General features: G+C 66.2%; 13 protein-coding genes and 2 pseudogenes. 2 read left to right on the top strand and 13 right to left on the bottom strand.

Annotated elements, in window-relative coordinates; genetic code table 11:
- Window positions 1-7 precede the first annotated feature (7 nt).
- Entirely contained in the window at window positions 8-853 is an 846-nt protein-coding gene (gene queF / locus K226_RS0108430) for an NADPH-dependent 7-cyano-7-deazaguanine reductase QueF (protein ID WP_024814381.1), read from the top strand.
- 81 nt (window positions 854-934) lie between these two features.
- Here queF and K226_RS18820 read toward each other — a convergent pair.
- From K226_RS18820 to K226_RS0108415, 3 genes and pseudogenes are all read right to left on the bottom strand, one after another.
- Window positions 935-2,496, bottom strand: a pseudogene (locus K226_RS18820) (methyl-accepting chemotaxis protein).
- A gap of 100 nt (window positions 2,497-2,596) precedes the next feature.
- The gene (locus K226_RS0108420) at window positions 2,597-3,802 is read right to left on the bottom strand and encodes a DNA polymerase IV (protein WP_202899900.1); all 1,206 of its coding nucleotides are present in this window, start codon (window positions 3,800-3,802) and stop codon (window positions 2,597-2,599) included.
- Between the two features lie 135 nt (window positions 3,803-3,937).
- Window positions 3,938-4,927 (bottom strand): DMT family transporter, encoded by a 990-nt coding sequence (locus K226_RS0108415; protein ID WP_081739341.1) that lies wholly within the window; start codon window positions 4,925-4,927, stop codon window positions 3,938-3,940.
- 93 nt (window positions 4,928-5,020) lie between these two features.
- Here K226_RS0108415 and K226_RS0108410 point away from each other — a divergent pair, with 93 nt between their 5' ends.
- Window positions 5,021-5,902, top strand: a complete 882-nt coding sequence (locus K226_RS0108410) for a LysR family transcriptional regulator (protein ID WP_024814378.1) — start codon at window positions 5,021-5,023, stop codon at window positions 5,900-5,902.
- Window positions 5,903-5,925: 23 nt separating this feature from the next.
- Here K226_RS0108410 and K226_RS0108405 read toward each other — a convergent pair whose 3' ends face one another.
- From K226_RS0108405 to K226_RS0108360, 10 genes and pseudogenes are all read right to left on the bottom strand, one after another.
- Complete coding sequence (locus K226_RS0108405; protein WP_024814377.1) at window positions 5,926-7,599, bottom strand: thiamine pyrophosphate-binding protein; 1,674 nt, start codon at window positions 7,597-7,599, stop codon at window positions 5,926-5,928.
- Between the two features lie 22 nt (window positions 7,600-7,621).
- The gene (locus K226_RS0108400) at window positions 7,622-8,785 is read right to left on the bottom strand and encodes an alpha-hydroxy acid oxidase (RefSeq protein WP_024814376.1); all 1,164 of its coding nucleotides are present in this window, start codon (window positions 8,783-8,785) and stop codon (window positions 7,622-7,624) included.
- A 190-nt stretch (window positions 8,786-8,975) separates the two neighbouring features.
- A pseudogene (locus K226_RS18815) lies at window positions 8,976-11,080 on the bottom strand (diguanylate cyclase domain-containing protein).
- 260 nt (window positions 11,081-11,340) lie between these two features.
- Window positions 11,341-13,680 (bottom strand): penicillin-binding protein 1C, encoded by a 2,340-nt coding sequence (pbpC, locus tag K226_RS0108390; RefSeq protein ID WP_369795418.1) that lies wholly within the window; start codon window positions 13,678-13,680, stop codon window positions 11,341-11,343.
- A gap of 116 nt (window positions 13,681-13,796) precedes the next feature.
- The gene (locus tag K226_RS0108385) at window positions 13,797-14,669 is read right to left on the bottom strand and encodes an endonuclease/exonuclease/phosphatase family protein (RefSeq protein WP_024814374.1); all 873 of its coding nucleotides are present in this window, start codon (window positions 14,667-14,669) and stop codon (window positions 13,797-13,799) included.
- 81 nt (window positions 14,670-14,750) lie between these two features.
- Window positions 14,751-15,635, bottom strand: a complete 885-nt coding sequence (locus K226_RS0108380) for a carbohydrate ABC transporter permease (RefSeq protein WP_024814373.1) — start codon at window positions 15,633-15,635, stop codon at window positions 14,751-14,753.
- Window positions 15,632-16,534, bottom strand: a complete 903-nt coding sequence (locus tag K226_RS0108375) for a carbohydrate ABC transporter permease (protein ID WP_024814372.1) — start codon at window positions 16,532-16,534, stop codon at window positions 15,632-15,634. Before K226_RS0108375 ends, K226_RS0108380 begins: the two co-directional genes overlap by 4 nt.
- Before the next feature lie 4 nt (window positions 16,535-16,538).
- Window positions 16,539-17,834 carry an ABC transporter substrate-binding protein gene (locus K226_RS0108370; RefSeq protein WP_024814371.1) on the bottom strand — a complete coding sequence of 432 codons (1,296 nt, stop codon included), beginning with the start codon at window positions 17,832-17,834 and terminating at the stop codon, window positions 16,539-16,541.
- 121 nt (window positions 17,835-17,955) lie between these two features.
- Window positions 17,956-19,062: an ABC transporter ATP-binding protein gene (locus K226_RS0108365; RefSeq protein WP_024814370.1), complete on the bottom strand. Its 1,107-nt coding sequence runs from the start codon at window positions 19,060-19,062 to the stop codon at window positions 17,956-17,958.
- Between the two features lie 320 nt (window positions 19,063-19,382).
- Window positions 19,383-25,364 (bottom strand): MG2 domain-containing protein, encoded by a 5,982-nt coding sequence (locus K226_RS0108360; RefSeq protein WP_035241553.1) that lies wholly within the window; start codon window positions 25,362-25,364, stop codon window positions 19,383-19,385.
- Window positions 25,365-25,493 lie beyond the last annotated feature (129 nt).

Below are 25,493 nucleotides of genomic sequence, written 5' to 3'. Positions count from 1 at the left end.
ATAGACCATGACCACGCCGGAACAATCGCAGCTGGGCAAGGCATCGGCGTATGCCGATCAATACGATGCCTCGCTGTTGTTTCCCATTGCGCGCGCAGGCAAGCGCGCCGAGATCGGCATTGCGGGCGCGGCACCCTTTTTTGGGGCCGACCTGTGGACGGCGTTCGAGCTGTCGTGGCTGAACTTGCGCGGCAAGCCGCAGGTGGCGCTGGCGCACATCACCGTGCCCTGCGAAACACCCAACATTGTCGAGAGCAAGTCGTTCAAGCTTTACCTCAACAGCTTCAACAACACGCGCTTTGCCGATGCGGCTGAAGTGCAGGCACGCATCCGCACCGACATCAGCGAAGCCGTGTGGCGCGGTGCCGACCGCGCCGCCACCGTGGGCGTGAAACTGCTGCTGCCCGAACTGTTTGACCGCGAGCCCGTGCACGAACTCGATGGCCTGAGTCTGGACCGGCTGGACGTGGAATGCACGCGCTACCAGCCCGCACCCGAATTGCTGACCGCGGCCTCTGGCGAAGCGCCCGTGTCCGAGGTGCTGACCAGCAACCTGCTCAAGAGCAATTGTCTGGTGACCGGCCAGCCCGACTGGGGCAGCGTGCAGATTGCCTACAGCGGCCCGCAGATCGACCAGGAGGGGTTGCTGCAATACATCGTGAGCTTTCGCAACCACAACGAATTCCACGAGCAGTGCGTGGAGCGCATCTTCATGGACATCTGGACCCGCTGCCAGCCCATCAAGCTCACGGTATATGCCCGCTACACGCGCCGGGGCGGCCTCGACATCAACCCGCTGCGCACCAGCCACCCGCAGCAGTTGCCGGCCAACACGCGCACGGCGCGGCAGTAAACGCGCACGATCGTGACCGCAGGCTGCGCCAGCCTGCCCCAGGCGGACGCACCCACAGCCACATCACAGCCCACAGCCGCATCAGCGGATGCGGAACACTTGCACCGAGCGCGACAAGGCCACCGAGTTGCCCTTGAGCGCCTCGGCCGAGGCGGCGGTCTGCTCGACCAGCGCTGCGTTTTGCTGGGTCACGGTCTCCAGTTGCGCGACAGCCTCGTTCACCTGGCCGATGCCGATCGACTGCTCTGCGGTGGCCTGGCTGATCTGGCGCACCAGATCGCTCACGCGGGACACCGACGACACCACACCGGCAATCGTCTGGCCCGCCTCGGCCATCTGGCGCGAGCCATCGGCCACCTGGGACACCGAGGTGCCGATCAGCGCACGGATTTCCTTGGCCGCCCCCGCACTGCGCTGCGCCAGCGCCCGCACCTCGCCAGCCACCACGGCAAAACCCCTGCCCTGCTCGCCTGCGCGTGCCGCTTCCACGGCGGCATTGAGGGCCAGCAGGTTGGTCTGAAAGGCAATGCCCTCGATCACCGAAACAATCTCGCCCACCTTGCGCGACGACTGCTCGATGGCGTGCATGGCTTGCCCCACCTGCTGCACGGCCAGCCCGCCCGCCCGCGCCACTTCGGCACTGTGCGTGCTGTCGTTGGCCACCGCGCTCGAAGTGTCGGCAGTGTGCCGCACGGTGCTGGACAGCTCTTGCATCGCAGCGGCGGTTTCCTGCAGATTGGCGGCCTGTGCCTCGGTGCGCTGGTACAGGTCGTGCCCGCCCTGCGAAATTTCTTCGGTGGACCGCAAAAAACCCGCAATCTCGGTGCGCACATCGCCCACCACGGCACGCAGGTTGACCTGGATCTGCTGCAGGCCACGCACCAGGGGCGCCAGCGACGGTGTGCACTGCGCACTGTCCAGCGTGGTGACCAGGTTGCAGCAGGCAATGTCGCCCGCAAACCGCTCGACCGTGCGCATGCCGCCCACGATGCGGCCGTGAAACCACGCCAGCACGCCTGCGCATCCCACCCCCATCAGTGCCAGCTGGGCACCCCAGGCCAGGACACCCTGCCAGCCCAGCCAGAGCGGCAGCATTCCCAGCAGCACGACACCCAGCAGCATCAGCGCCAGCGACTGCGTGGCCGACAGCTGCTGCAGCCGCTGCAGCGCACCGCGCATTCCGGGGTAAACCACTTGGCCGTGGTGCAAACGAATCGTCTCGCGCTGCGCGGCCAGGTCACTGCGTAGCTAGGCATACAGCGCTTCGGCCTGCTGCACCTCGGCGCGGCCCGGCTTGGTGCGCACCGACAGATATCCTCCCGCTTGCCGCCCTCCATGATGGGCGTCACGTTGGCCCGCACCCAGTAGAAGCCGCCGTCCTTGCGCCGGTTCTTCACCAGCCCGGTCCAGGTGTGTACGCACCCGACGGTGGACCACATGTCCTTGAACGCCTGGGGCGGCATGTCGGGATGGCGGATCAGGTTGTGGGGCTGGCCTACCAGTTCGTCATGGCTGTAACCGCTGGCCTCGATAAAGGCGGGATTGCAGTGCACGATGATGCCCTTGGTGTCGGTGGACGACACCAGCATGCTCTCTTCAGGGAAATCAAACTCGTGTTGGGTTACCGGCAAATTCACACGCATGCATTGATTCCTTGTGCTGCCCTGCACCAAAAAGTGGCAGGAAAGTCCCTGATGTTAGCGCGTGATACAAGTCAACAAAAATTTCACCCCCAGAGCGGCGTCAAAACAGCGGCGCGGTGTGCGGATCAGGGTGGCGTGCGGTGCCAGGCCCAGCGCAAGGCGGCTCGCCCGCCGAGGCCAGGTGGTCAGACAGGCGCACCAGCGCCCCCACCCGCACGCCCAGCAGCCGCAAGCGTCGGTCCAGCGGCACCCGCTTCAGGCAAAGCCCCGCCGTGTGGCGGATCGTGGCCGCATCGTCAGTGGGCACTGGCAAGGTGTGGTCCCGCGTGGCGGTCTTGAAGTCGTCATAGCGCAGCTTGATGCCGATGGTCTTGCCCACATAGCCCTTGCGCTGCAGGTCCTTGGCCACGCGCTGGCACAGGTCGGTGAAGATGCGGCCGAGTTCTGCTTTGTCGCGCACGGCGTGCAGGTCGCGTTCGAACGTGGTCTCGCGGCTCATGCTCACGGGCTCGCTCTCGGTCACCACGGGGCTGTCGTCCCAGCCCCAGGCCACGCGGTGCATCCACGCACCGGTGGATTTGCCAAAGTGGCCCATCAGCCACTGCGGGTCTTGCGCGGCCAGCTCGCCAATGGTGTGCACCCCCAGCGCCGCCAGTTTTTCGCCCGCCTTGGGGCCGATGCCGTTGATCTTGCGCACGTTGAGCGGCCAGATGGTGGCCTGCAGGTCGGACTCGTACACGATGGAGATGCCATTGGGCTTGTTGAACTCGCTGGCCATCTTGGCCAGCAGCCGGTTGGGCGCCACGCCAATCGAGCAGGTCAGGCCCGTGCGGTCAAAAATGCTTTTCTGGATGAGCCGCGCCAGTACCCTGCCCCCTTCGCGCTGGCCGCCGGGCACATCGGTGAAATCGATATACACCTCGTCCACCCCCCGGTCCTGCATCACCGGCGCAATCTCGGTAATGGTGCTCTTGAACAGCCGTGAAAACCTGCGCACCTCGTCAAAGTCCACCGGCAGCACAATGGCATGCGGGCACAGCCTGGCGGCTTTCATCATGCCCATGGCCGAGCCCACGCCAAACTGCCGCGCGGCATAGGTGGCGGTGGTGATCACGCCCCGGCCCACGTAGTCCTTGAGCAGCGGGAAATCGGCCACAGGAATAAAGCACGGCTCGCGCGCACCCGAACCATCGGGACTTTGCAGCAGCAGATCGTCCACCGTGCGCCGCCCGCCGCCAATCACCACGGGCAGGCCCTTGAGCTGCGGATAGCGCAGCAACTCCACAGACGCAAAGAAAGCGTCCATGTCCAGGTGCGCAATGCGGCGCAGCTTGCCGGTAGGGGCAGCCTGCGCAGGAGGTGGGGTCTCAGGAAAATCGGGCTCAATGGCGATCACACCCGATATTGTGGGGCGCGGCGCCCTCCCACCGCAGGCGGATGATTAGCGATGGCGCCGCGCGCTGCGCTCCCCGGCCCCGATGGCCCCCAGCATCAGCACCACGCCCGCCATCTGCCAGCCGCCCAAAGTGTGCTGAAAGTACAACCAGTCCACCACGATGGCGACCGCCGGATAGGCGAACTGCAGCACCGCCACCCGAGCCGTCGCCAACCGGGCCATGCCTGCGTACATCAAGGTATACGCCAAGCCGGTGTGGATCAGCCCCAGCCCAGCCAGCCATGCCCACGAGACACCCCAGACAGGCCAACCGTGTCCCACAGGGGCTACCCACAGCACGGCCGCACCCAGCGCACACTGCCACCACGCCAGGGCACCCAGCGGCAGCGCCCCCAAGCGCTTGGCGACCACGGTGACGGTGGCTGTGCACAGCGCACCGATCAGGCACAGGCCAATGCCCACCCAGTAGCCTGGCGCGTGGCTACCGCCCGATGGAGCCAACCCCTGGGCCACGCCCGTGGCCAGCACCAGCCCCGCCATAGCGACCAGCACTGACACCGCGCGCTGCCGGGGAACGGCCTCTTTCAACCACCAAGCCCCTAGCAGCAAAACCCACAGGGGTTGCACATGGAACAGCACCACCGCCACCCCGGTGGGCACCTGCTGGATCGCCGTGAAAAATAGCCACCAGCTCGCCAACATGAGCCCGCTGAGCAGCAACACCCACGGCAAAGCAGCCCTGCCCACCCAGAGCCCCTGCCACAGTCCCGACCATGACCGGTGGCGCCAAGCCATCCACAACGTGAGCCCAACGAGGCCAAACGCGCAGCGGAACCAGGTCACTGTCAACGGCGCCGCCTGCGCCTTGTCCACAAACACGCCGATGGTGCCCAGCAGCGCGTTGCCCAGCACGAAGGTGATCCAGCCCTCCAGCCGACGGGCATCCGGCAGCGCATGGGCAACGGCCGCAGGTGAAGCGGACGCTGGAACCACGGGTGCGGATGTGCTTGAAACGGTAGAGGAAGACTGCTGCATGCCCGCAGTGTGGCGGCCAGTCCATGCATTCGAAAGCGCATAATTCGTGAACTAATCATTCGATCATCGAATACATCATTACTGGGGCAATGCATGAGCTACCGCGATTTGCAATTCGATTGGCTTCAGTGCCTGGTGGCTGTGGTGGATGCAGGCTCGCTCTCCGGCGCAGCGGGCGAGGTGCACCGGTCCCAGTCGGCGGTCAGCATGCAACTCAAGAAGCTCGAAGACGCCGTAGGCCACCGACTGCTGGAGCGCGATGCACGCAAGCAGCACCTTACGCCCGAGGGTGAAACCCTGCTGGGCTATGCGCGCCGCATTCTGGAGCTGCACGCAGAAGCGCACGACGCCCTGAACGGCGACGCCCTCACAGGCCAGGTGCGGCTGGGGGTGCCGGATGACTATGCGGCGCGCTACCTTACGCCGGTGCTCAAACGCTTTGCGCCCCGGCACAGTGCGGTGGAGATTGAGCTGGACTGCGAGCAGTCCACCGCACTCATCCCACGCGTGGCCAGTGGCGACCTGGACCTGGCTCTGATCTCGCGAGACCACGCACGCCGGGGCACGCTGCTGTTTCATGAACCCATGGTGTGGGTGGGGTCAGCGCAGTTCGAGTTGTGGAGGCGTGACCCACTGCCGATTGCGGTGTACGAATCGGCCAGCCTGGCGCGGCGCGGCGCCATCCACGCGCTGGCGCAGCAGGGGCGCCGCTACAGGGTGGTCTATCACAGCTCCAGCCTGGCCGGGCAAATTGCAGCGGTGGAAAGCGGCCTGGCCGTGGCCGCCCTCACCCACTGCAGCGTGCCACCGCAGCTGCAGGTGCTCGGCGCCGAACACGGCCTGGGGCCGCTGGCCCCCATGGAAGTGGCCGTCTACCGCAGCCGCGCATCGCGCGGCTCCAAGGCGGTGGACAGTCTGCAGAACCTGCTGATGCAGACCCTTCGGCAGTCCGGCGGCGCCCGCGTGACCGCCTGAGCGCCTGAGTACGAGACGGGGCCCTATTTTTTGGAGAGTGCCGCCCGGCGAATGCCCTGCAGCGTCCCCGTGGGCGTGATGGCCTCGGGGTCGATCAGGCAGTGCAGCACGCTGGGCAGGCCGCTGGCGCGTGCGCGGGCCAGGGCGGGGGCAAATTCTTCGGTGGTGGTTATGCGCTCGCCGTGGCCGCCAAAGGCCTGGGCGTAGGCCTGGAAGTCGGGGTTTTTCAGGGCCGTGGCGCTGATGCGGCCGGGGTATTCGCGCTCCTGGTGCATGCGGATGGTGCCGTACATGGCGTTGTCGAGCAGCACCACGATGACGGGCAGGCCGTATTGCACGGCGGTGGCAAATTCCTGTCCGTGCATCAGAAAGTCGCCGTCGCCTGCAAACACCACCACTTCACGCTGTGGCCACAGGCGCTTGGCACCCACGGCCGCAGGCAGGCCGTAGCCCATGGACCCGCTGGTGGGCGCCAGCTGGCTGGCATAGCTGGTGAAAGGCCAGAAGCGGTGCACCCAGGTGGCGAAGTTGCCGGCGCCGTTGCAAAAGATGGTGTCGGCCGGCAGTGTGGCGCGCAGGTGCTGCATCACCTCGCCCATTTGCAGCGCGCCAGGGATGCGGATGGGCGCCGGGTCGCTCCAGGCCAGGTAATCGGCGTGCGCAGCCTCGGTGTGGGCTTTTAATGGCACGTTTGCCTGGGGACGCACGGCATTCAACGCGGCAGCAAAGGCCTGCGGCGTGGCATGAATGGCCTGCGTGGGGCGATAAAGCTTGCCCAGCTCGTCGGCATCGGCGTGCACATGCACCAAGGGTTGCGCGGGTGTGGGGATGTCGAACAGCTCGTAGCCCTGCGAAGGCACTTCGGACAAACGCCCACCCACCACCAGCACCAGGTCGGACGCCTTGATGCGCGCCAACAGCTTGGGGGTCACGCCCAGGCCGAGGTCGCCGCCGTAGCAAGCGTGCGTGGCCGGGAACAGCATTTGCCGGCGAAACGAGCAATACACCGGGATCGACCACGCCTGGGCAAACGCCGTGAACGCTTGCACTGCCTGCGCAGACCAACGGCTGCCGCCCACAATCGCCACGGGCTGCTGTGCCGCCTGCAAGCGTTGCTGCAACTCGGCCATCTGCGCCGCACCGGGGTGTGTTTCGGTGACCTGGTAAGGCAAGGCATCGGCCACCGTGGCGGCTTGCACCAGCATGTCTTCGGGCAGCGCCACCACCACGGGGCCGGGGCGGCCCGAGGTGGCAACGTGGAAGGCGCGCGAGACCAGCTCGGGCATGCGCGCCGGGTCGTCGATCTGCACCACCCACTTGGCCATGGTGCCAAACACGGCGCGGTAGTCGAGCTCCTGAAACGCCTCGCGCCCCATGGCACCGCGTGCCACCTGGCCCACAAACAGGATGAGCGGGGTGGAGTCCTGGTGCGCAATGTGGATGCCTGCGGCCGCGTTGGTGGCGCCCGGCCCGCGCGTCACAAAGCAGATGCCCGGCTGCCCCGTGAGCTTGCCCTGCGCCTCGGCCATCATGGCCGCGCCGCCCTCCTGGCGGCACACGGTAACGGCGATGTGGGCATCGTGCAGCGCATCGAGCACGGCCAGGTAGCTTTCGCCGGGCACGCAAAACAGTTGCTGCACGCCGTGGATGAGGAGCTGATCGACCAGTATCTGGCCGCCGGTGCGGGAGTTTGTCATGGGCAGGGATGATAAAAACAGCTCAGGCGAGCGGGTAGGTGCCCGGCAGCAAAATGCCCCGGTCCACCGTGTTGATGTTGGTGTGGCCGCAGAACGCCATGGTGATGTCCAGCTCTTTCTGGATGATCTGCAGCGCCCGGGTCACGCCCGCCTCGCCATAGGCACCCAGGCCATACAAGAAACTGCGGCCAATCAGCGTGCCGCGCGCGCCCAGGGCACGGGCCTTGAGCACGTCCTGGCCGCTGCGGATGCCGCCGTCCATCCACACCTCGATGTCCTTGCCCACCGCCTCGGCGATGGCGGGCAGTGCGGCAATGGACGAAGGCGCGCCATCGAGCTGGCGGCCGCCGTGGTTGCTGACGATGAGCGCATCGGCACCGCTGTTGACCGCCAGGCGCGCGTCTTCGGCGTCCATGATGCCCTTCAGGATCAGCTTGCCGCCCCAGCGCTTTTTGATCCACTCCACATCGCCCCAGTTGAGCTGCGGGTCAAACTGCTCGGCCGTCCACGATGCCAGCGACGACATGTCGCCCACGCCCTTGGCATGGCCCACGATGTTGCCAAACGTGCGGCGTTTGGTGCCCAGCATGCCCAGGCACCAGTGCGGCTTGGTCGCCAGGTTGATGAGGTTGGCCAGCGTGGGCTTCGGGGGCGACGACAGGCCATTTTTGATGTCCTTGTGGCGCTGGCCCAGGATCTGCAAATCCAGCGTGAGCTGCAGCGCCGAGCAGCCAGCAGCCTTGGCGCGGTCGATCAGGCGCTCGATGTAGTCGCGGTCGCGCATCACATACAGCTGAAACCAGAAGCCGGGGCCGGCGTGCTGGGCCACGTCTTCGATGGAACAGATGCTCATGGTCGACAGCGTGAACGGAATGCCAAACGCCTTGGCCGCACGCGCGCCCAGAATTTCGCCATCGGCATGCTGCATGCCCGTCAGGCCCGTGGGCGCAATGGCCACCGGCATGGCCACGTCCTGGCCGACCATGGTGGTGCGGGTGCTGCGGCCCTCCATGTTCACGGCCACACGCTGGCGCAGCTTGATGCCCTGAAAATCGGCGGTGTTGGAGCGGTAGGTGCCCTCGGTGTACGAGCCCGAATCGGCATAGTCATAGAACATGCGTGGCACACGGCGCTTGGCAACCACACGCAGGTCTTCGATGCAGGTAACTGTGGACAGATTGGGCACTTGGGCACTCCGGGTAACAAAGGATTTGACTGCGCATGGTAGGTGGCTGCGCACGGCGGGGCCATCAAAATTATTTGCGCGGCCTTGCAACAAATTTCGCGCCCAACCACCAACGGCACGGGGCCCCAGCAAAAAATACAAGCAAAAACCGACTCTAGCCCTTATGCATCAAGCGCTAGAAGCTATTATTTCAGGAGCCTTCTACTGCCTGAACATCGCCTTGCGTCACCAGCACGGGCTGGGCATCGGCCCCCGCGTACAGGCGAAACTGCCGCCGTCCTGCGGTTTTGGCGGCATACATGGCCGCATCGGCGTGGCGTGACAGCTCATCGAAGTTCTCGCCATGCTGGGGGAACAGGGCAATGCCGCCACTCAACCCCACCGACAGCACCTGGTCATTGATCACATACGCCGGGCTGCAGGCCGCCATGATCTTGGTGGCCACATGGCAGGCCTGCTCTGCGGTGTCGATGCTTGGCAGCATCACCACAAACTCGTCGCCCCCTGGCGGCACACCGTGTCGGACACGCGCACGGCGCCCGTGAGGCGCTTGGCCAGCTGCACCAGCAACTTGTCGCCCATGTCGTGGCCCAGCGTGTCGTTGATTTGCTTGAAGCCATCGAGATCGATGTACATCACGGCCACCGATTTCTGCTCGCGCCGTGCCTGGGCCAGCGCCTGGCGGGCCCGGTCTTGCAGCAGCAGGCGGTTGGGCAGATCGGTCAGCGCGTCGTATTGCGCCAGGTGCGCCATGCGTTCGGCCATGGCCACGCTTTCGGTCACATCGCGCAGCACGGCCACGGCGCCGGTGATGTGGCCGTGGCGGTCGGTGATAGGGCTGGCCGTTTCCTCCACATCAAAGCGCTGGCCACTGGTGCGGTGCAGCAGCACGCCGCGCGTGGGCTCCACGGCTTTTTTCTGCGCAAGGGCCTGGCGCAGCGGGCTGGTCTGGGGCGCCTGTCCGTCCGGGGTGACCAGGCGCATCACCTCGTCCACATTGCGGCCCGCGGCGTCAAACCCCTGCCAGCCGGTCAGGCGCTGCGCCACGGGGTTCAGGTAGGTGACCAGGCCCTGTGCATCGGTGCAGACCACGGCATCGCCAATCGACTTGAGTGTCAGGCGCATGCGCTCCTTTTCCTCGAACAGCGCTTCTTCCATGCGCTTGCGCTCGGTGATGTCGGTCACCTGCACAAAAATGCCGCGCACCTCTTCGCCGTCCATATCGGGCACATAGGAGGCGATGGCGTAGCGTTCCGTGCCCGCGGGGTCCACGATGGTGCGCTCGAAAATCTGTGCATGCCCCTGCAGCGCGTGCCCCAGGTAAGGCAGGGTCTTCTGGTAAAGCTCTTCACCCAGCAACTCGCGGATGTGCTTGCCGCGCATTTCGTCGGGCGCCTTGCCAAACCATTCCACATAGGCGTGGTTGGCAAAGCGGTTGTGCAGGTCGCGATCCCAGTAACCAATCATGGACGGCAGGTTGTTCAGGATGGTGCGCAGGTCGTGCTCGGCCTGTTGCAGTTGGGCGCCCACCTCCTGGCGGCGGCCCAACTCGCGTGCAAAAAGCACCGCCAGCCCCACGCAGGCGGCCATCAGCACCAGGGCAAAGCTGCCTGAAAGCCAGGCGCTGCGGTACCAGCCGGCCAAAATGGAATCGACCGACTGGGCCACGTTCACCATCAGGGGGTAGTCGCCCACATGCCGGAAGGCGTAAAGCCGCTCTACCTTGTCAAGCGCCGCACGGCCCGTGAAGGTGCCGCTGCGGGCCGCCTGCATATTGCGCATGGTGGGCGTGCCCGCCAGGCTGCGGCCCAGCACGTCCTCGCTGAAGGGGAACCGCGCGACAAGAACGCCATCGGCCCGGAACAGGTTCAGGGCGCCGCCGGCGCCCAGGTTCAGCTCTTCAAACAAACCCTGAAAATGCGCCAGCCGGATGGTGCCCACCACCACCCCGGCCAGCCGGCCTTGGGAATCATAAAAAGCGCGGCTCACGGGCAGGCTGAGCTGGCCGCTCAGGCGCGCACGCACCGGCGCGCCCACATACAGGCCCGTGTGGGCACCGCTCTCAAACACCTTGAAGTAATCGCGATCGGCAAAGTTGGCTTTGCGGGGCACCGCGTGTTCGGAATCCATCACCACATTGCCAGCCGGGTCCAGCACCAAAATGGAGCCGACGCCTTGCACGCGCAGCGAGTTGTCGAACAGTGCAAGGTTGCGCATGGCCAACGGCAGGGCCATCACGCGCGGGTCGGTCATGCCCTCCACCACCCCCTGCAGCGACTGGTCAAACGCCTCCATCGTGCGGGCGATGCTGCGGTCGAGTGCGCGCACCAGGTTGGTGTTGGTGCGCTCGGCGTTGTTCCATGCCTCTTCGCGCAGCGTCCAGATGCTGCGGGCAAAAAGCCCGCCAATGCCCAAGGACAGCAGCAGGGCCAGCAAGATCAGACGGGAAGTGGCAGGCAGGCGCACAAACAGCAATGGAACTAGATTTTTACAATTTTAAGCACTCGCTTGGTGCAGACCCGACACCCGGCACAAGGCGCGCTGCGCGGGCCCGCTTACCGCCCGGGTGCGGCGCCGGGCAGCACCCCGGCCCCTCGCACCTCGATGCGCACCTCGTCCAGCACGGTGCCCGCTGCATCGGTGATTTGTATCACATGGCGCCCTGGCCACGGCAGCCACGCCACCTGCGGCCCACGCCCCAGCGGCTTGCCGTCCATGCGCCAATAAAGACCCTGCCCGCTGGCCCGCAGGTGCAGGCGCTGGCGCGCGGGCGGAATATCGGGGTCGAGCGCCACCACGGTGCCGGGCGCAGGCGCGGTGATGCGGGCGCCCGTGGTGATGACTGTGGCTGCCGTGGCTGCTGAGGCCGTTGTGGCGCTACCTACGGATGATTTTTTGTCTTTTTGGCCTCTGGCCCTTTCTGCATAAGCGCTATAAGCTATTGAATCAATAGCAAACAAAGCCTGTTGCGTGCCCGGCACAAACCATTCGTCGCGCGCGGCCTCCAGCGGCGGACTGCCCGCAGGGGCCAGCGGTGCCGGGCCAAACCGTACCGGCGCCCTCACCAGCCCCACCGGTGGCCGGGGCGCCGGGCCAGGCTCGCGTGCGTGCAAGAAGCCCATCACCGCCGCCCAGATAGGCGCTGCGCCACTGGTGCCGCTCACGTCGTGCATGGCGGCGCCGCTGGCGTTGCCCACCCACACGCCCACGGTGTAGCGCTGCGACCAGCCCACCGCCCAGTTGTCGCGCATGTCCTTGCTGGTGCCGGTTTTCACGGCGCTCCAAAAGCGCGTGGCCAGCACGCTGTCGGTGCCAAAGGTGCGCGCACGCGCATTGCCGTCCGACAGGATGTCGCCCACGATGAAAGCCGCCCGCGCATCCAGTGCGGGGGTGAAGAGCGGCTTGGCATCGGCCGCCACCGCCACCGCGCTGGCACGCCCGCCGTTGGCCAGTGTGCGAAAGGCATTGGTCAGGTGCAGCAGCGGCACCTCGGGGCTGCCCAGCGCCAGGCTGTAGCCAAAATAATCACCGCTTTCGCGCAGCGGCAGGCCCACGCCAGCCAGCTGGCGATGAAACGCATCGGGCGTGACCATGACCAGCGCGCGCACCGTCGGCACATTCAGCGAGGCCGCCAGCGCCGTGCGCACCGACACCCAGCCCTTGAACTGCCGGTCGTAGTTCTGCGGGATATACAGGCCGCTGGCCGTGGTGATTTGCGCAGGCGAGTCATGCACCAGCGAGGCTGCCGTGAGCCGCTGCTCGGCAATCGCCTGGGCATACAAAAATGGCTTGAGTGTGGAGCCCGGCTGGCGCAGCGCCAGCACGCCATCGACCTCACTGGCCTGGCTCAGCGCCCCCGAAGACCCCACCCAGGCCAGCACCGCGCCCGTGGCGTTGTCCAGCACCAGCACGGCGCCGTCTTCGACATTGCGGCCACGCAGCTCGCGCAGGTGCTGCTGCAGGCTCTGCACGGCAAAGCGCTGCAGCGGCGCGCGCAGCGTGCTGGGCACGCGCTCGGGGACCACCCCGTCCTTGAACCGCTGGCGCAGCAGATGGCGGGCAAAGTGCGGCGCCACGCCTTCGCTGGCATCAAACGCGCGGCGCTGCAGGGCGGCGGTGGTAAAAAATTCGAGCGCATCGCAATCAACCGGCAACCCCGCCGCCGGTGCTGCCCCCTTGGCACGCCGCTGCAACGGGCTGGTGCTGACGCTGGCTTGCATGTCGCGCAGCACGCCACAAGCCCGCTGCGCCACCAGCGCGGGCCGAGCATTGGGCGCGCGCACCAGCGCCGCCGCCACAGCCGCCTCGCGGTCGTCCAGCCCGTGGGCGGCCTTGCCAAACAGCGTGCGGCTCAGCGCATCAATGCCCACCAGCTCGCTGCGAAACGGTACGAGGTTGAGGTAGGCCTCCAAAATCTGGTCCTTGCGCCAGCGGCGGTCCAGCACCTGCGCGGCCACCGTTTGCCCCAGCTTTTGCACCACGGTGCGGCCGCCGGGGCCCTGGCGCCAGTCCCCGTCGAGCAAACCCGCCAGCTGCATGGTGATGGTGCTGGCCCCGCGCGTGCGCTGGTTCCACAGGTTGCCCCAGGCAGCGGCCGAGGCGGCGCGCCAGTCCACGCCGCTGTGCTCAAAAAATCGTTTGTCCTCGCTGAGCACCAGCGCCTGGCGCAGCGCGGGCGACACATCGGCCAGCGGCACCCACTGCCCGCGCCGCACCGTCGCATCGGTGCGCAGGCGCTGCAGCACTTCGCCCTCGCGCGAGAGAATCAGGGTGTCGGACGGCTGATAGTCCTGGCGCACCTGCGCAAAAGTGGGCAGGGCCCAGGCGGCGGGGGCGCACAGCACGATGCTGCCCACCAGGGCCAGCCGTGCACAAAATCGATAAATCAATGTCACGCCGCTTTGTAGCAGAGTGGGCGCGCCGAACGGGGCCGTTGCGCTTTGGCGCGTGCACGCGTGCACGCTGTTGCCCAGCTAGGCGACCGCAGCGGTGCGCTGGCGGCCCGCTGCCCTCAGCCGATCAGCACCGCCACCGGCTGGTGATCAGACGCCTGCGTTGCCGCATCCACCCCAAAGCGCTGCACCCGGCCCTTGAGCGAATCGCTGACAAAAACGAAGTCGCAAGCCACCGGCTCGGGCCCATAGGTGCGGTCGTACAGCCGAAAAGTGGGTGGCTGCGGCGCGTTGCCATGCAGCAGGCGCCAGCTGTCCCACAGGCGGGCGCCGTGCGGCGCCTCGTCGTTGTCGTCGGCACCGGCGGGGGCGCAGATGGCCGCGTGCTCGGGTTCGTGGGCTTCGAAGTTGAAGTCGCCACACAGCACCGCATGGGGCGTGTGCGGCTTGCTCTGAAACGGCGATCCATCACTGCGGGCCTGGGGCGGCGCTGCCACCTGCGCGCAGGCCTGCCCATGCAAGGCCCGCAGCGCGCGCGCCTGGGCCATGCGCTGGCGTTTGGAATAAAACTCAAGGTGGGTGGTCATCACGCGTACCGCCCCCAGCGCCGGGTCGCGCACCGTGGCCACGGTGCACATGCGCGGCATGCTGGGCACGCCCGCGTCGGCGGGATACGGCAGCGGATGGTGCTGCAGCTGCAGCACGGGCAGGCGCGTGGCGATCAGGTTGCCAAACCGCTGGCGCTGGCCGTCGTGCGTCCACTCGTCCACCGCAGCACCAAAGAACACCTGGTAGCCAGGCAGCAAATCGCGCAGCAGGGCCACCTGGTCGTGGCCTGCGTTGCCGGGGAGGGCCGGGTAATGCACGGCGATTTCCTGCAGGCACAGCACGTCAAAACCCGCCAGCGCGCGCGCCTGCTGCACGATGCGCTGCGGGCTCACCACGCCATCGAGGCCGCAGCACCATTGGGTGTTCCAGGTCACGAGTTGCATGGTGCGGGCCTCACGAAAATATCAAAACCATAGCTGGATGCGCTTGCTGGAAAAGGGTCTATGGCCTATTTCATCCACAAATCACTTGATGCCCGCGCGCATGAAGCTTTGCACAAACTGGCGCTGAAACAGCAAAAAGGCAATCAGCAGCGGCGCCGAGGTCATCAGCGTGGCGGCGGTGATGGTGGACCACTCCACGCCCTGCTCCACCGACGAAAACACCTGCAGCCCCACGGTAAGCGGGCGCGATTGCACGCTGTTGGTGATGATGAGCGGCCACAGGAAGTTGTTCCAGTGAAAGCTCACCGACACCAGCGCAAACGCGGTGTACACCGGCCGGGCCAGCGGCACATAAACACGCCACAGGGTTTGTAGTGCGCTGGCGCCTTCCACCCGCGCGGCTTCGTCCAGCTCTTTGGGAATGCCCATGAAGGTCTGGCGCAGCAGAAAAATCGCAAAGGCCGACGCAAAATACGGCAGGCCGATGGCCAGCAGCGTGTCCACCAGCCCCAGGCGGGCCATGCTCTTGTAGTTCTCCACCAGCAGGATGTCCGGCATGATCATGAGCTGCACCAGCACCAGCGCAAAGGCCACGTTCTTGCCCCGGAACTCGTAGCGCGCAAACGCAAAGGCCGCCAGCGTGGCCAGCACCATCTGCGCCGCCAGGATCAGCACCACCAGCACGGTGGTGTTGAAGAAATAGCGCGCAAACGGTGCGGCCTCCCAGGCGTGGCGAAAGTTGTCCAGCGTCCACGGTGCCGTGATGTCAAAACGGGTGGAAAACTCGGCGGGGTGAAATGCCGTCCAGAACGCATACAGCAGCGGCAATATCCACAAAATGGCCAGCAGCCAGGCGGCCACCGTGTCCACCCACGACACAGAGTACAGCAGGGGCACGCGGGCATTGCGCGCTGGCGTTCTTGCCTGCGGGCTGCGCCCGGCGGGGTTGTCGATCACTGTGCTCATTTGTAATGCACCCGTTTGTCCAGCACAAAAAACTGGAACAGCGCCACGCTGGCCAGCACCACCACCAGCACCACCGTGATGGCGGCGGCATACCCCGTGTCCCAGAACTTGAAGCCCACCTCATACAGGTGGTAGAGCAGCAGGGTTGAGGCATTGTCGGGCCCGCCGCGCGTCATGATGAACACATGGTCCACCAGGCGAAAGGCATTGACCACCGCGTTGACCAGCACAAACAGCGTGGTGGGCATGAGCAGCGGCCACTGCACGCGACGAAAGTAATACCAGCGCGAGGCGCCCTCGATGGCGGCGGCTTCCTTCAGACTCGGGTTGAGGGTTTGCAGCGCGGCCAAATAGAAAATCATGAAAAACCCGGCCTCTTTCCACACCGCCACCAGCGTGATGCAGGCCAGCGCCGTGCGCGGGTCGCCCAGCCAGTTGTGCGATGGCAGGCCCAGGGCGCCAGTGATCTGCTCCAGCAACCCGTATTGCGGGGTGTAGAAAAACAGCCAGATGTTGGCCACCGCAATCATCGGCAGCACCGTGGGCGTGAAATACGCCATGCGCACCAAGGCGCGGCCGCGCAGCTGCTCGTTGACCCACAGCGCCATCAGCAACGCCAGCCCGATCGACAGCGGAATGGTGGCCCCGGCAAACCACAGGTTGTTGCGCACGGCCTGCCAGAACACCGGGTCTTGCACCATGACCTGGTAGTTCTCCGGCCCCACCCACACGCCGGGCCGGCTGCCGCGCGGGGTAGAAAAGAAGCTGTCGATCAGCGTGGCCAGCGCGGGCCAGTGCGTGAACGCGATCAGCAACGCCAATGCCGGCAACAGCAACAGCCAGGCATGCAGGGCATGCTGGCTGATGGCTGCGCGCGGCGCCTGTTTCAGCGCCCCCATGGTGTTACTGGTAGCTGCGCAGCAGGCGGTCGGCCTCGCGCTGGGCATCCTTCATGGACTGCGCCGGGGTCTTGGTGCCGTTCAGGGCCGCCTGGATGGCGTCGTTGAGCACCTTGGTCACGCGCTGGTTGTCGTGCGTGGAAAACTCGGCCACCGACACGGGCAGCTGGTCACGCGCCACCAGGGCCTGCGGGAAGTCCTGGCCATACTTCTTGAGCGTGGCGGTGTCATAGGCTGCGGGCGACACGGCCACGTAGCCGGTGTCCATGCTCCACTGCGCGGCGCGCTCGGGCTGGGTGATCCACTGGATGAACTTGAACGCGGCTTCCTGCTGCTCTTTGGGAGCCTTCTTGAAGATATAGAAATTGCCGCCGCCGGTGGGCGAGCCCTTGCGCAGGTTGCCCGCGATCTGGCCCACGCCAAAGTCAAACTGCGCGTTCTTGCGCACATTGGTCAGGTTGCCGGTGGTGGTGACCATGATGGCGGCCTTCTTTTCAAAGAAGTCCTTGGGCGTGGTGCCCCACTCCACCACACCGGCGGGGTGCACACCCTGCTTGGTGAGGTTGACCCAGTATTCCAGCGCCTCGATCACCTTGGGGTGGTCGAACGTGACCTTGGTGCCGGTCTCGTTGGCCAGCAGCACGCCGTTGGGCGTGGTCAGGGTCTGCAGCATCCAGTAGGCAAAGCCGGTGGACGGGATCTGGATGCCGTATTGCGTGACCTTGCCACTGGCGTCTTTCTTGGTCAGCTTCTGGGCGGCTTCGCTCAGTTCCTTCCAGCTCTGGGGTGCCTTGTTCGGGTCGAGGCCCGCTTCCCGGAACAGGTCTTTGTTGTAGTACATGACCACGGTCGAGCGCTGGAACGGCACGCCCCAGGTCTTGCCATCGGTCTGGCTGTTGGCCATGAACGCGGGGTAAAAGCCCTTGAGCCAGGCCTTGTCGGCATCGGTCTTGACGAACTGGTCGATGGGTGCGATGGCGTCTTCGTCGATCAGCGTGAACATGTCGGTGGACAACAACACCGAGGTGGCTGGCGCGCTGCCCGACTTGTTGGCCGTGAGCGCCTTGACAATGGTTTCCTGGTAGGTGCCCGCATAGATGGGCGTGACCTTGATGTTCGGGTGCTCCTTCATGAAGTCCGCCGCAAAGCCGTCAATGGTCTTGGTGACCGGGCCACCCACGGCCACCGGGTAATAAAAGGGCACTTCCACCTGCGCCTGGGCATGGGCGGCGCCCATGCCCCCCACGGCGGTCAATGCACTGGCCAGGGCCACGGTCTTGAGAAAGGTCTTGCGTTGCATGGTGTCATCACTCCAGAAAAAAACAGGGAACTGGCGCGCACCCGTTGCGGCGCCTGCGGATTTCAATCAATTCGCTGGTGGGTTGCGGCCTGACGGACGAGGCTCATGCGGCGTGAGCGGTTCATGCGGCGGCACGCAGTGCAACCAGCACGTCCGGACTCACGGCGGCCGAGGCCACGCGCTGGCCGTTGCCGTCAAAAAAATGGGTGTCTTGCGCAGACCAGCGCAGCAGCACCGGTGCGCCCGGCGCCACCTGCTGCGGGCCTGGCGCACGCACGGTCAGCACCTCGCTGCCCACCTGGCAGCGCAGCACCAGATCGGCCCCGAGATATTCCTGCCCCACCACCTGCGCGGGCAGCTCGATCGCTCCGGGCTCGCGTGCGCCGGACAGGCTGGCACCGCCGTGCGCCACCGCAATGGCTTCGGGGCGCAGGCCCATGCAGGGAGCCCCGTCGCCGCCCACCCGCCACCGGCTGCCCGCGATGCACCCCGACTCCAGCAGCACCAGGTTCATGGCCGGCGTGCCGATGAAACGGGCGGCAAAGGTGCTGGCGGGGCGCGCATACATCTCGCGCGGCGCCGCACATTGCTCCACCTGCCCCTTGTGCAGCAGCACCACCTGGTCGGCCATGCTCATGGCTTCGGCCTGGTCGTGCGTGACATAGACCACCGTAAGACCCAGCCGCTGCTGCAGCTCGCGCAGCTCACTGCGCATTTCCTGGCGCAACTGGGCATCGAGGTTGGACAAGGGCTCGTCCATCAGGCACACCTTGGCCTGCGCCACCAGCGCGCGGCCCAGCGCCACGCGCTGTTGCTGCCCGCCCGAAAGCTGCGCGGGCCGGCGGTCCAGCAAGGCGGTCAGGCCCAGCAGGTGTGCGGTTTCCTGAAGGCGCTGTGCCGCCTCGGCCTTGGGCACCTTGCGCACCGACAGGCCAAACTGGATGTTGTCGGCCACGGTGAGGTGCGGAAACAGCGCATAGTTCTGAAACACCATGGCCACGCCGCGCTGCGCAGGCGGCAGATGGGTGACATCCTTGCCATCAATCAGCACCTGCCCCGAGGTGGCTGTTTCGAGCCCGGCAATGATGCGCAAGGTGGTGGATTTGCCGCAGCCTGACGGGCCCAGAAGGACGCAAAAGGAACCCGGTTCAATGCGCAATTGCATCGAATGCAACGCAGTGACCTGGTCCCACGACTTGGCAACTGCATTGAGTTCAATCGAAGACATGCGGCCAGTCTAGATACCGCTTGTGACAAACAAAAGTCAGCCGCGCCAGTGTGTGTCCACCATGTCATATGCGCTGGTTCACAAGGGCGGCGTGGGCCGTGCGGCGCCACTTCGCACTGCCAACCGCCGTGTGACAGTCACCACCGCACCACGGCATTTCGTCACCCAGTGGCCATGAAAAACTCAAACAAAATATGCCACTAGCCCTTATGCAATAAGCGCTAACAGCTATATTTTATATAGCATCACCCACACACATTGACCCCCGACCCAGCGGCCGGCGCACGCCGCTGCGCACCCCGCCACAGGGCCACCCGGTCTCAGGGCGCCGTCACCACCTTCACGCGCGCATTGGGAGACTCGCCAAACATTTCCGGCGCATACAGTGCCTCCACGCGGCTTGGGGGCAGCGCAAACTCGCCGGCATTGTTCAGCCGCACGGTGTATTCCATCTTCACCACCCCCTTGGGCAGAAACTCGTAGTAGCTGCGAAAGGATTCGAAGCTGCGCTCCTCGAAAGCGGGCCAGCCGCTGCCGCTCTTCTTCTCGCCCTGCGTGGCGATCTCTGAATCGCGGCCCAGGCCACTGCCCAGGATGGTTGCGCCGCCCGGTATGGGGTCGGTGATGGCCACCCAGGTCATGTTGGCGCTGGCGTTGACCGTGAGCGTCACGCGCAGCACGTCGCCGCGCGTGTACTGGCCTGCAGGCAGCGATGGGTTGGCCTGCTCCACCGGCGTGATGGTCTTGGTGATGGCATAACCCGCTGCAAACGGCGCCTTGAGCGCTATGGCGGCCACGGACTGCAGGGTGAGCCACGGCTTGCCCGGGCCCTGGTGTGCCACCGCCAGGCTCTCCTTGCCGCCGGCCTTGCCCCAGGGCAGGAACATGTCGTTGTTCTTGAGGTTGCCCGGCGATGCGGGTGCACCAAACCAGGTGGCCTGGTGCGCGGCGCCGGTCATGTCGCTGGCCTTCACGCGCTCGACCTTGCTCCAGTCCACGCTGGACGTGTTGCCGGACATCGTGGCCTTGGTGGTGCCCGACACCGGCGTGGCCTCGAACCTGGCGCTGAATTTTTCCAGCGCCAGGCCGCCCCACAGGTTGGCCGTGGTGGTGTGCCAGGCACCCGCTTGCTGGCGGCTGATGAAGCCGTTGGCCAGACGGCCCATGTCGTCTTTCCAGGCCGGGTCGTCCATCACGGCCAGCATCAGGCGCGCGGTGTTGACATCGCCGTTTTGCATCAGCCACCACCAGTAGTCGTCTTGCTCGGTGCTGAAGATGAGTTTGGTGCCCTGAAACGACAGGCGCGCACGCAGGACCTGCATGGCCTCGGCCAGACGCTGGTCGCGCTGGGGTACATCGGCCACGCGCTTCAACACATTCACCCAGTCGATCACCGTGTGCGTGGGCCACTGGTTGGGCGCAATGGTGATGCTGCTGACCATGCGGCCCTGCGCCTTGCCGTAGCGCGAGAGCGCCTCGATGGCCGCGAGCTTGCGCATGTCGAGGTCTTTGCGGGGGCTCCAGAAGTTGCGCTCGACGCGGCCTTCGACAAACGCGATCAGGCCACGCTCCATGGGTGCACGGGCCACATCGGGCAGTGCAAACGCGGGGTTGATGCTGGATGCCTCATGCGCGGTGGCCAGCAGGTAAGCGGTGAGCGTGTCGCTGCCCCGGTTGCTGTCGCCATCGCGCGGCGGGAAGTAGTTGGCCAGGCCGTCGCCATCAAGGTAGGTGGGCAGTTGCGCCACCACGGCTTGCCACAGCGCGCCGTCGCGCAGGCCCACGGCCTTGCTGGTCTTTTGCTCCAGGCAGGCAAAGGGGTAGCGCGCCCACCAGTCGCGCACGCCCGGCAAGCCTTCGGCCAGCTTGGGCTGCAGCGACATCTTCAGGCCGCCCCGGCCCGGCAAGGCGTCGGCGGGCGGATTCACATCCAGGTTGAAGCTGCCCTCCACCTGCACCAGAGTGGCCTGCTGCACCGTGAGCGGCACGGCCGGGATCAGCTTCTGGCTGACCTTGAGGGCGTCGCGCGCGCCGCTGACCTGGTCTTTGGCTTCGATCTCCCACAGGATGGCCTGGGCGCGGGTCTGCGCCAGTTGCGCGGGTGCCGTCACGCTCCACGCCACCTCGCGCGCCTCTCCGGGCGGGATATCGATGCTTTGCGGCTTCAAATCGAGCAGCGTGGCGCGCGGTGCCACCTCCACCTTCATCGCCGCCTTGGTGGTGTTGCGCAGCGTGATCTGGGCACGGAACTGGTCGTCCTCGCGCACCAGCGGCGGCAGGCCGCTGATGATCTGCAGGTCTTGCGTGGCGCGGATGCTCGTGCTGCCCATGCCGAACAGGCCGGTGGATGCATCGGCCACCGCCACGATCTTGAAGGTAGTCAATGCATCGTTCAACGGCACCGTCACCTTGGCCTGGCCGTTGGCATCGAGCTGGATCGCGGGCTGCCACAGCAACAAGGTGTCGAGCAGCTCGCGCGTCTGCGCCCTGCCCCCGCCACCGCCTGCGGGCACGGCCTTTTTGCCATAGTGACGGCGGCCGATGATCTCCATCTGTGCGGTGGAGGTTTCTACGCCCCAGCTGCGCCGCTGCAGCATGGCTTCGAGCAGGTTCCAGCTGGTGTTGGGCATCAGCTCCAGCAGGGCCTGGTCCACGGCGGCCAGCGCCACCTCAGCGTGGGCGGCGGGCTTGCCCCCGGGCAGCGTGGCCGTGATGGTGACCTGCGCCTTGCCCCGCACGGCGTAGGTCTCCTTGTCGGCCGTCACCTTCACGTCGATCTGGTGGGCCTGCGTGCCCACGCGGATCTCGGCCAGGCCGACGCGGAACGCGGGCTTGGACAAATCCACCAGCGCCGTGGGCGCCTGGTATTCCTTGCCCTCGTACCAGAACGACGTCCACCATTCGCGCGGTGCCTTGAAGCCCCAGGTGAAGAAGCTGTACCACGGCACCTCGCGCAGGCGGCCGCGCAGGGCCAGCACGCTCACGTACACGTTGGGGCCCCAGTCGGGCTGCACTTTCAGGCTCACCGTGGGGTCCTGGCCGTTGAGCTGCACCACCTGCGTGTCGATGATGCCCTCGCGCTCCACCGCCACCAGGGCCGTGGCAAATCGGAACGGCATGCGCACCTGGAACCTGGCGGTTTCACCGGGCTGGTAGCTCTTTTTCTCGGGCAGCAGGTCGATGCGGTCGTGGTCTTCGCCACCAAACCACAGCTCGCCCTGGCGCGTCACCCACACCGAAGCGGCCGACTCGCTGGTGTTGCCCACCGGGTCGGTGGCCGTGGCGACCAGCTCCACCTCGCCCGCCTCATCGAGGCGGGCCTCGCACAGCAGCAGGCCGCGGCTGTCGCTCTTGCCGGTGCACACGGTGCCCAGGTCTTTGGTTTCGGTCTGGTTGTCGTAGCTGTAGAACCCGCCCACCATGCGCTTGCGCGTGGTGGTGGTGATGCGCGCAATGGCCTGCACCTGAAGGCTGGTGTCGGGCGCGGCCTTGCCATCGTGCTGCAGCGCCAGCGCCTGAAAACGCATTTTCTGGCGGGCCGACACCCAGCCCTCGGTCTTGATGCCCGCCACCACGGCGGCGGGCCACAGCGTCTGGGTGCTGCGAATCGTCTGCACTTCGCCATTGGGGTCGGCGTAGGTGGCCTCCAGCAGCAGCTCTTGCGGCTGGCGCGCCTGGGGCACGTTGTCGATGGTGAGCTTGCCCGCGCCGCTGCGGTCCAGCGTGAGCGGCAGCTTGTCGGCAATCACGCGCGCATCCTGGCTGGCCGTGGCTTCCTCGTCATCACTGCGGGCATTGGCGTGCTCGCGCTTGCGCGGGGGGCTGAAGCTGAAAGCCTCGTAGTCGCTGTAGTGCAGGGCCTTGCCGCGCACCAGGGCCGATACGCGCACCGGCAGGTTGGCGGCGCCGCCCCCCGCCACGTAGTTGATCTGCACATCGGTGGGCACCGAGCGCACATGCACCAGTGCTTTCTTGTCACTGGGCGCGATGCGGCCCTGCAGCACCGGCAGGCGGAACTCCTCTACCCGAAACTCGCCCGAGCCGTAGCCACCTTCGGTGATGGCGTCGTTGCGCAGCTCCACCTGGTACACCCCCAGCTTGGCCGCTGGCGGCAGGGCAAAGCTGCTCTGGGCGCTCAGGCCGCCCGTGGCGGTGTTGCGCCATGCCAGTGGCTGGGTGAACTGCTGGCCGCTGCCCACATGGGTGATGACCAGCAGGTCGGGTCGGTCCGAGGGCAGCGCAAAGCCCTGGCGCGTTTCAGCGCGCAGCAGATGCTTCATCGACACCGTTTCGCCCGCACGCAGCAGCGTGCGGTCAAAAATGGTGTGGGCGCGCTCGTCGGGGCGTGCCTCGGTGCTGGTGGGCACGTTAAAGCGCCAGGGCTCGATGCCGCGCTGCCAGTCGCTCCAGGTAAAGGCCATGTCCTCCACCCCATCGGTGCCTGTTTGGCGCGCGCTCACAAAATAGGCGCTGCCGCCTTCGCCATAGTCGCCCCCGTCGCTGCAGCGGCCGGGGTCGGACGACAGGCCTTCGATGCGGGCAATGCCCTGCGCGTCGGTCAAGGCGTTGGCCAGTTCGTTGCCCTTGCAGTCAGACACCCGCACCGTAGCGCCCTGCACTGGCTGGCCCTTGTCCAGCGTGGTGACCCAGGCCAGGGCGTTTTCGCGGCCCAGCTTGAAATGCACACCCAGGTTGGTGACCAGGGCCGAAGTGCGCACAAACATCGTGCGGGCGTTGCCATGGCGTTCATCGAGCAGCGAGGCGCCCAGCTTTTGCGAGGCAATCTCCACCACGTGAAAGCCGGGCGTGAGCGGAATACCCACCACCTCGGACGGGCGCGGGTCGTCGCGGGCGGGCTGGGGCAAATCCAGCGTCTTGACTCCGCCTTTGCCCGCCAGCAGCGACAGCATGCGCGACTGCACGTAGTCCTTGTCGACGTCTTTGTCCAACACCGGGGGCAGCGGGCCGGTGATGTCCTTGCGCGCCTCTTTGCGGTCCACCACATGGCTGTTGTAGCGGTGCACCTTTTTGAACCAGGCAATGATGTCGGCATCGGTGCGGGGCTTGAGGGTGCTGACCTTGCCTGCGGGGGCCTTGGGGTTGGCCGTGCCCGGCTGCAGCGCCTGCACACGCAGGGCTGCCTCGACATTGCGCAGCGTGACGGGCAGCAGCGCGGGGGGCTTGTCGGCGGCCGGGCCTTCGGCAAAGCGCTCCACCACACCAAACGGCGCCGCCGCAAACTTGGCCAGCGGCGGCATGCCGCCCGTGGCCACCTTCAGCGGAAAGTTGTCGGCGTTGCGCAGCGTGCGGCCCGAGGCGTCCTTGAAATTCTTGGGCAGCTCCAGCGTGAAGGCCGCGTTTTCGGCCAGGGGCGCGGCAAACTGCACGCTGTTCACCAGGGCATCGGCCTGCGGGCCTTCGGCGCCACCGTCCAGGCGCGGCTGCAGGGTTTCGGTGGGCGATTTCAGGCGGATGGCGGCTGCCAGCTTGCGCGGCACAGGCGCGTTGAAGGCCAGTTGCAGCGGCCGAATCGGCAGGCAGGCGGCCTGGGCGTTCTCGCGCTCGCAACTGAACTCGGCGGCAAAAGGCTGGCGCACCTTGTAGTCAAAGCGCTTTTCCACCGCGTTGGGCACGCCACTGGGCGTGGCCACGCCTTTGCCAAACACCAGCTGCAGGCGCGAGCCCGAGGTGAGGCGCCGGTTGCAGGCCAGCGAAACAAATTGCAGCGGATCCTTGAGCGCGCGCTGCTCCAGCCCCAGCGATTTCAGCATTTCGCTGCGCTGGTCCCCCTCGATCAGCCGCACCGGCACGCGCTCGCCCACCCCTTCCACGGCGCACCACACGTTGGCCTGCACGCTGGCCAGCGTGGCCGGTCCGTTCAGTTGCAGCACAAAAAACTGTTCTTCGTCGATCTCTTCGTAGGTGCCGGGCCGCACGCTCCGGACAAACGGGCCACCACTATTAAATTGATAGCTAATTGCGCCCGTCAATAAAGCGCCAGAGGCCGATTTGAACCCTGATTTTGCAGTGGCGGTGCAGCGCACACCGGGCGGCAGGTCGTTGTCAAAGTCGAAGACCCATTCGCGCTCGCTGGTCCAGCGGCCCGTGCCCTGGGTGGCGGCGGCATCGCTGCAACTGAGGTTCACGGGGGCCGGCGCCTTGGGGTCGCCAAAGCGGACGGCCGCCGCGTCGAACTTGACCACCATCTGGCGCACGCGCGCCACCTCGCCCTGGGGCGAAAAGCTGGCGATTTGCAGGGCGTGCGCGCCCCAAGCCATCAGCGCCAGGCTGGCGGCCAGCATCCATTTCTTTGCGTTCACGCGTTCCCCTCCGAAGGTAGCGGCAAGCGTAACAAAACAGCACGACAAACCGCGCGGCGTTGCATGCGCTTACGTGTCGCCCCGCGCGGCCCGCCGCCGGTGGCGTTTCGA

Origin of the sequence: Acidovorax sp. JHL-3, from assembly GCF_000526295.1 — a bacterium.
In the GTDB taxonomy this organism is placed as follows: Bacteria; Pseudomonadota; Gammaproteobacteria; order Burkholderiales; family Burkholderiaceae_C; genus Acidovorax; species Acidovorax defluvii.
The sequence above is the reverse complement of the archived record's forward strand: the minus strand, read 5'-3'. Positions and strand labels throughout refer to the sequence as shown.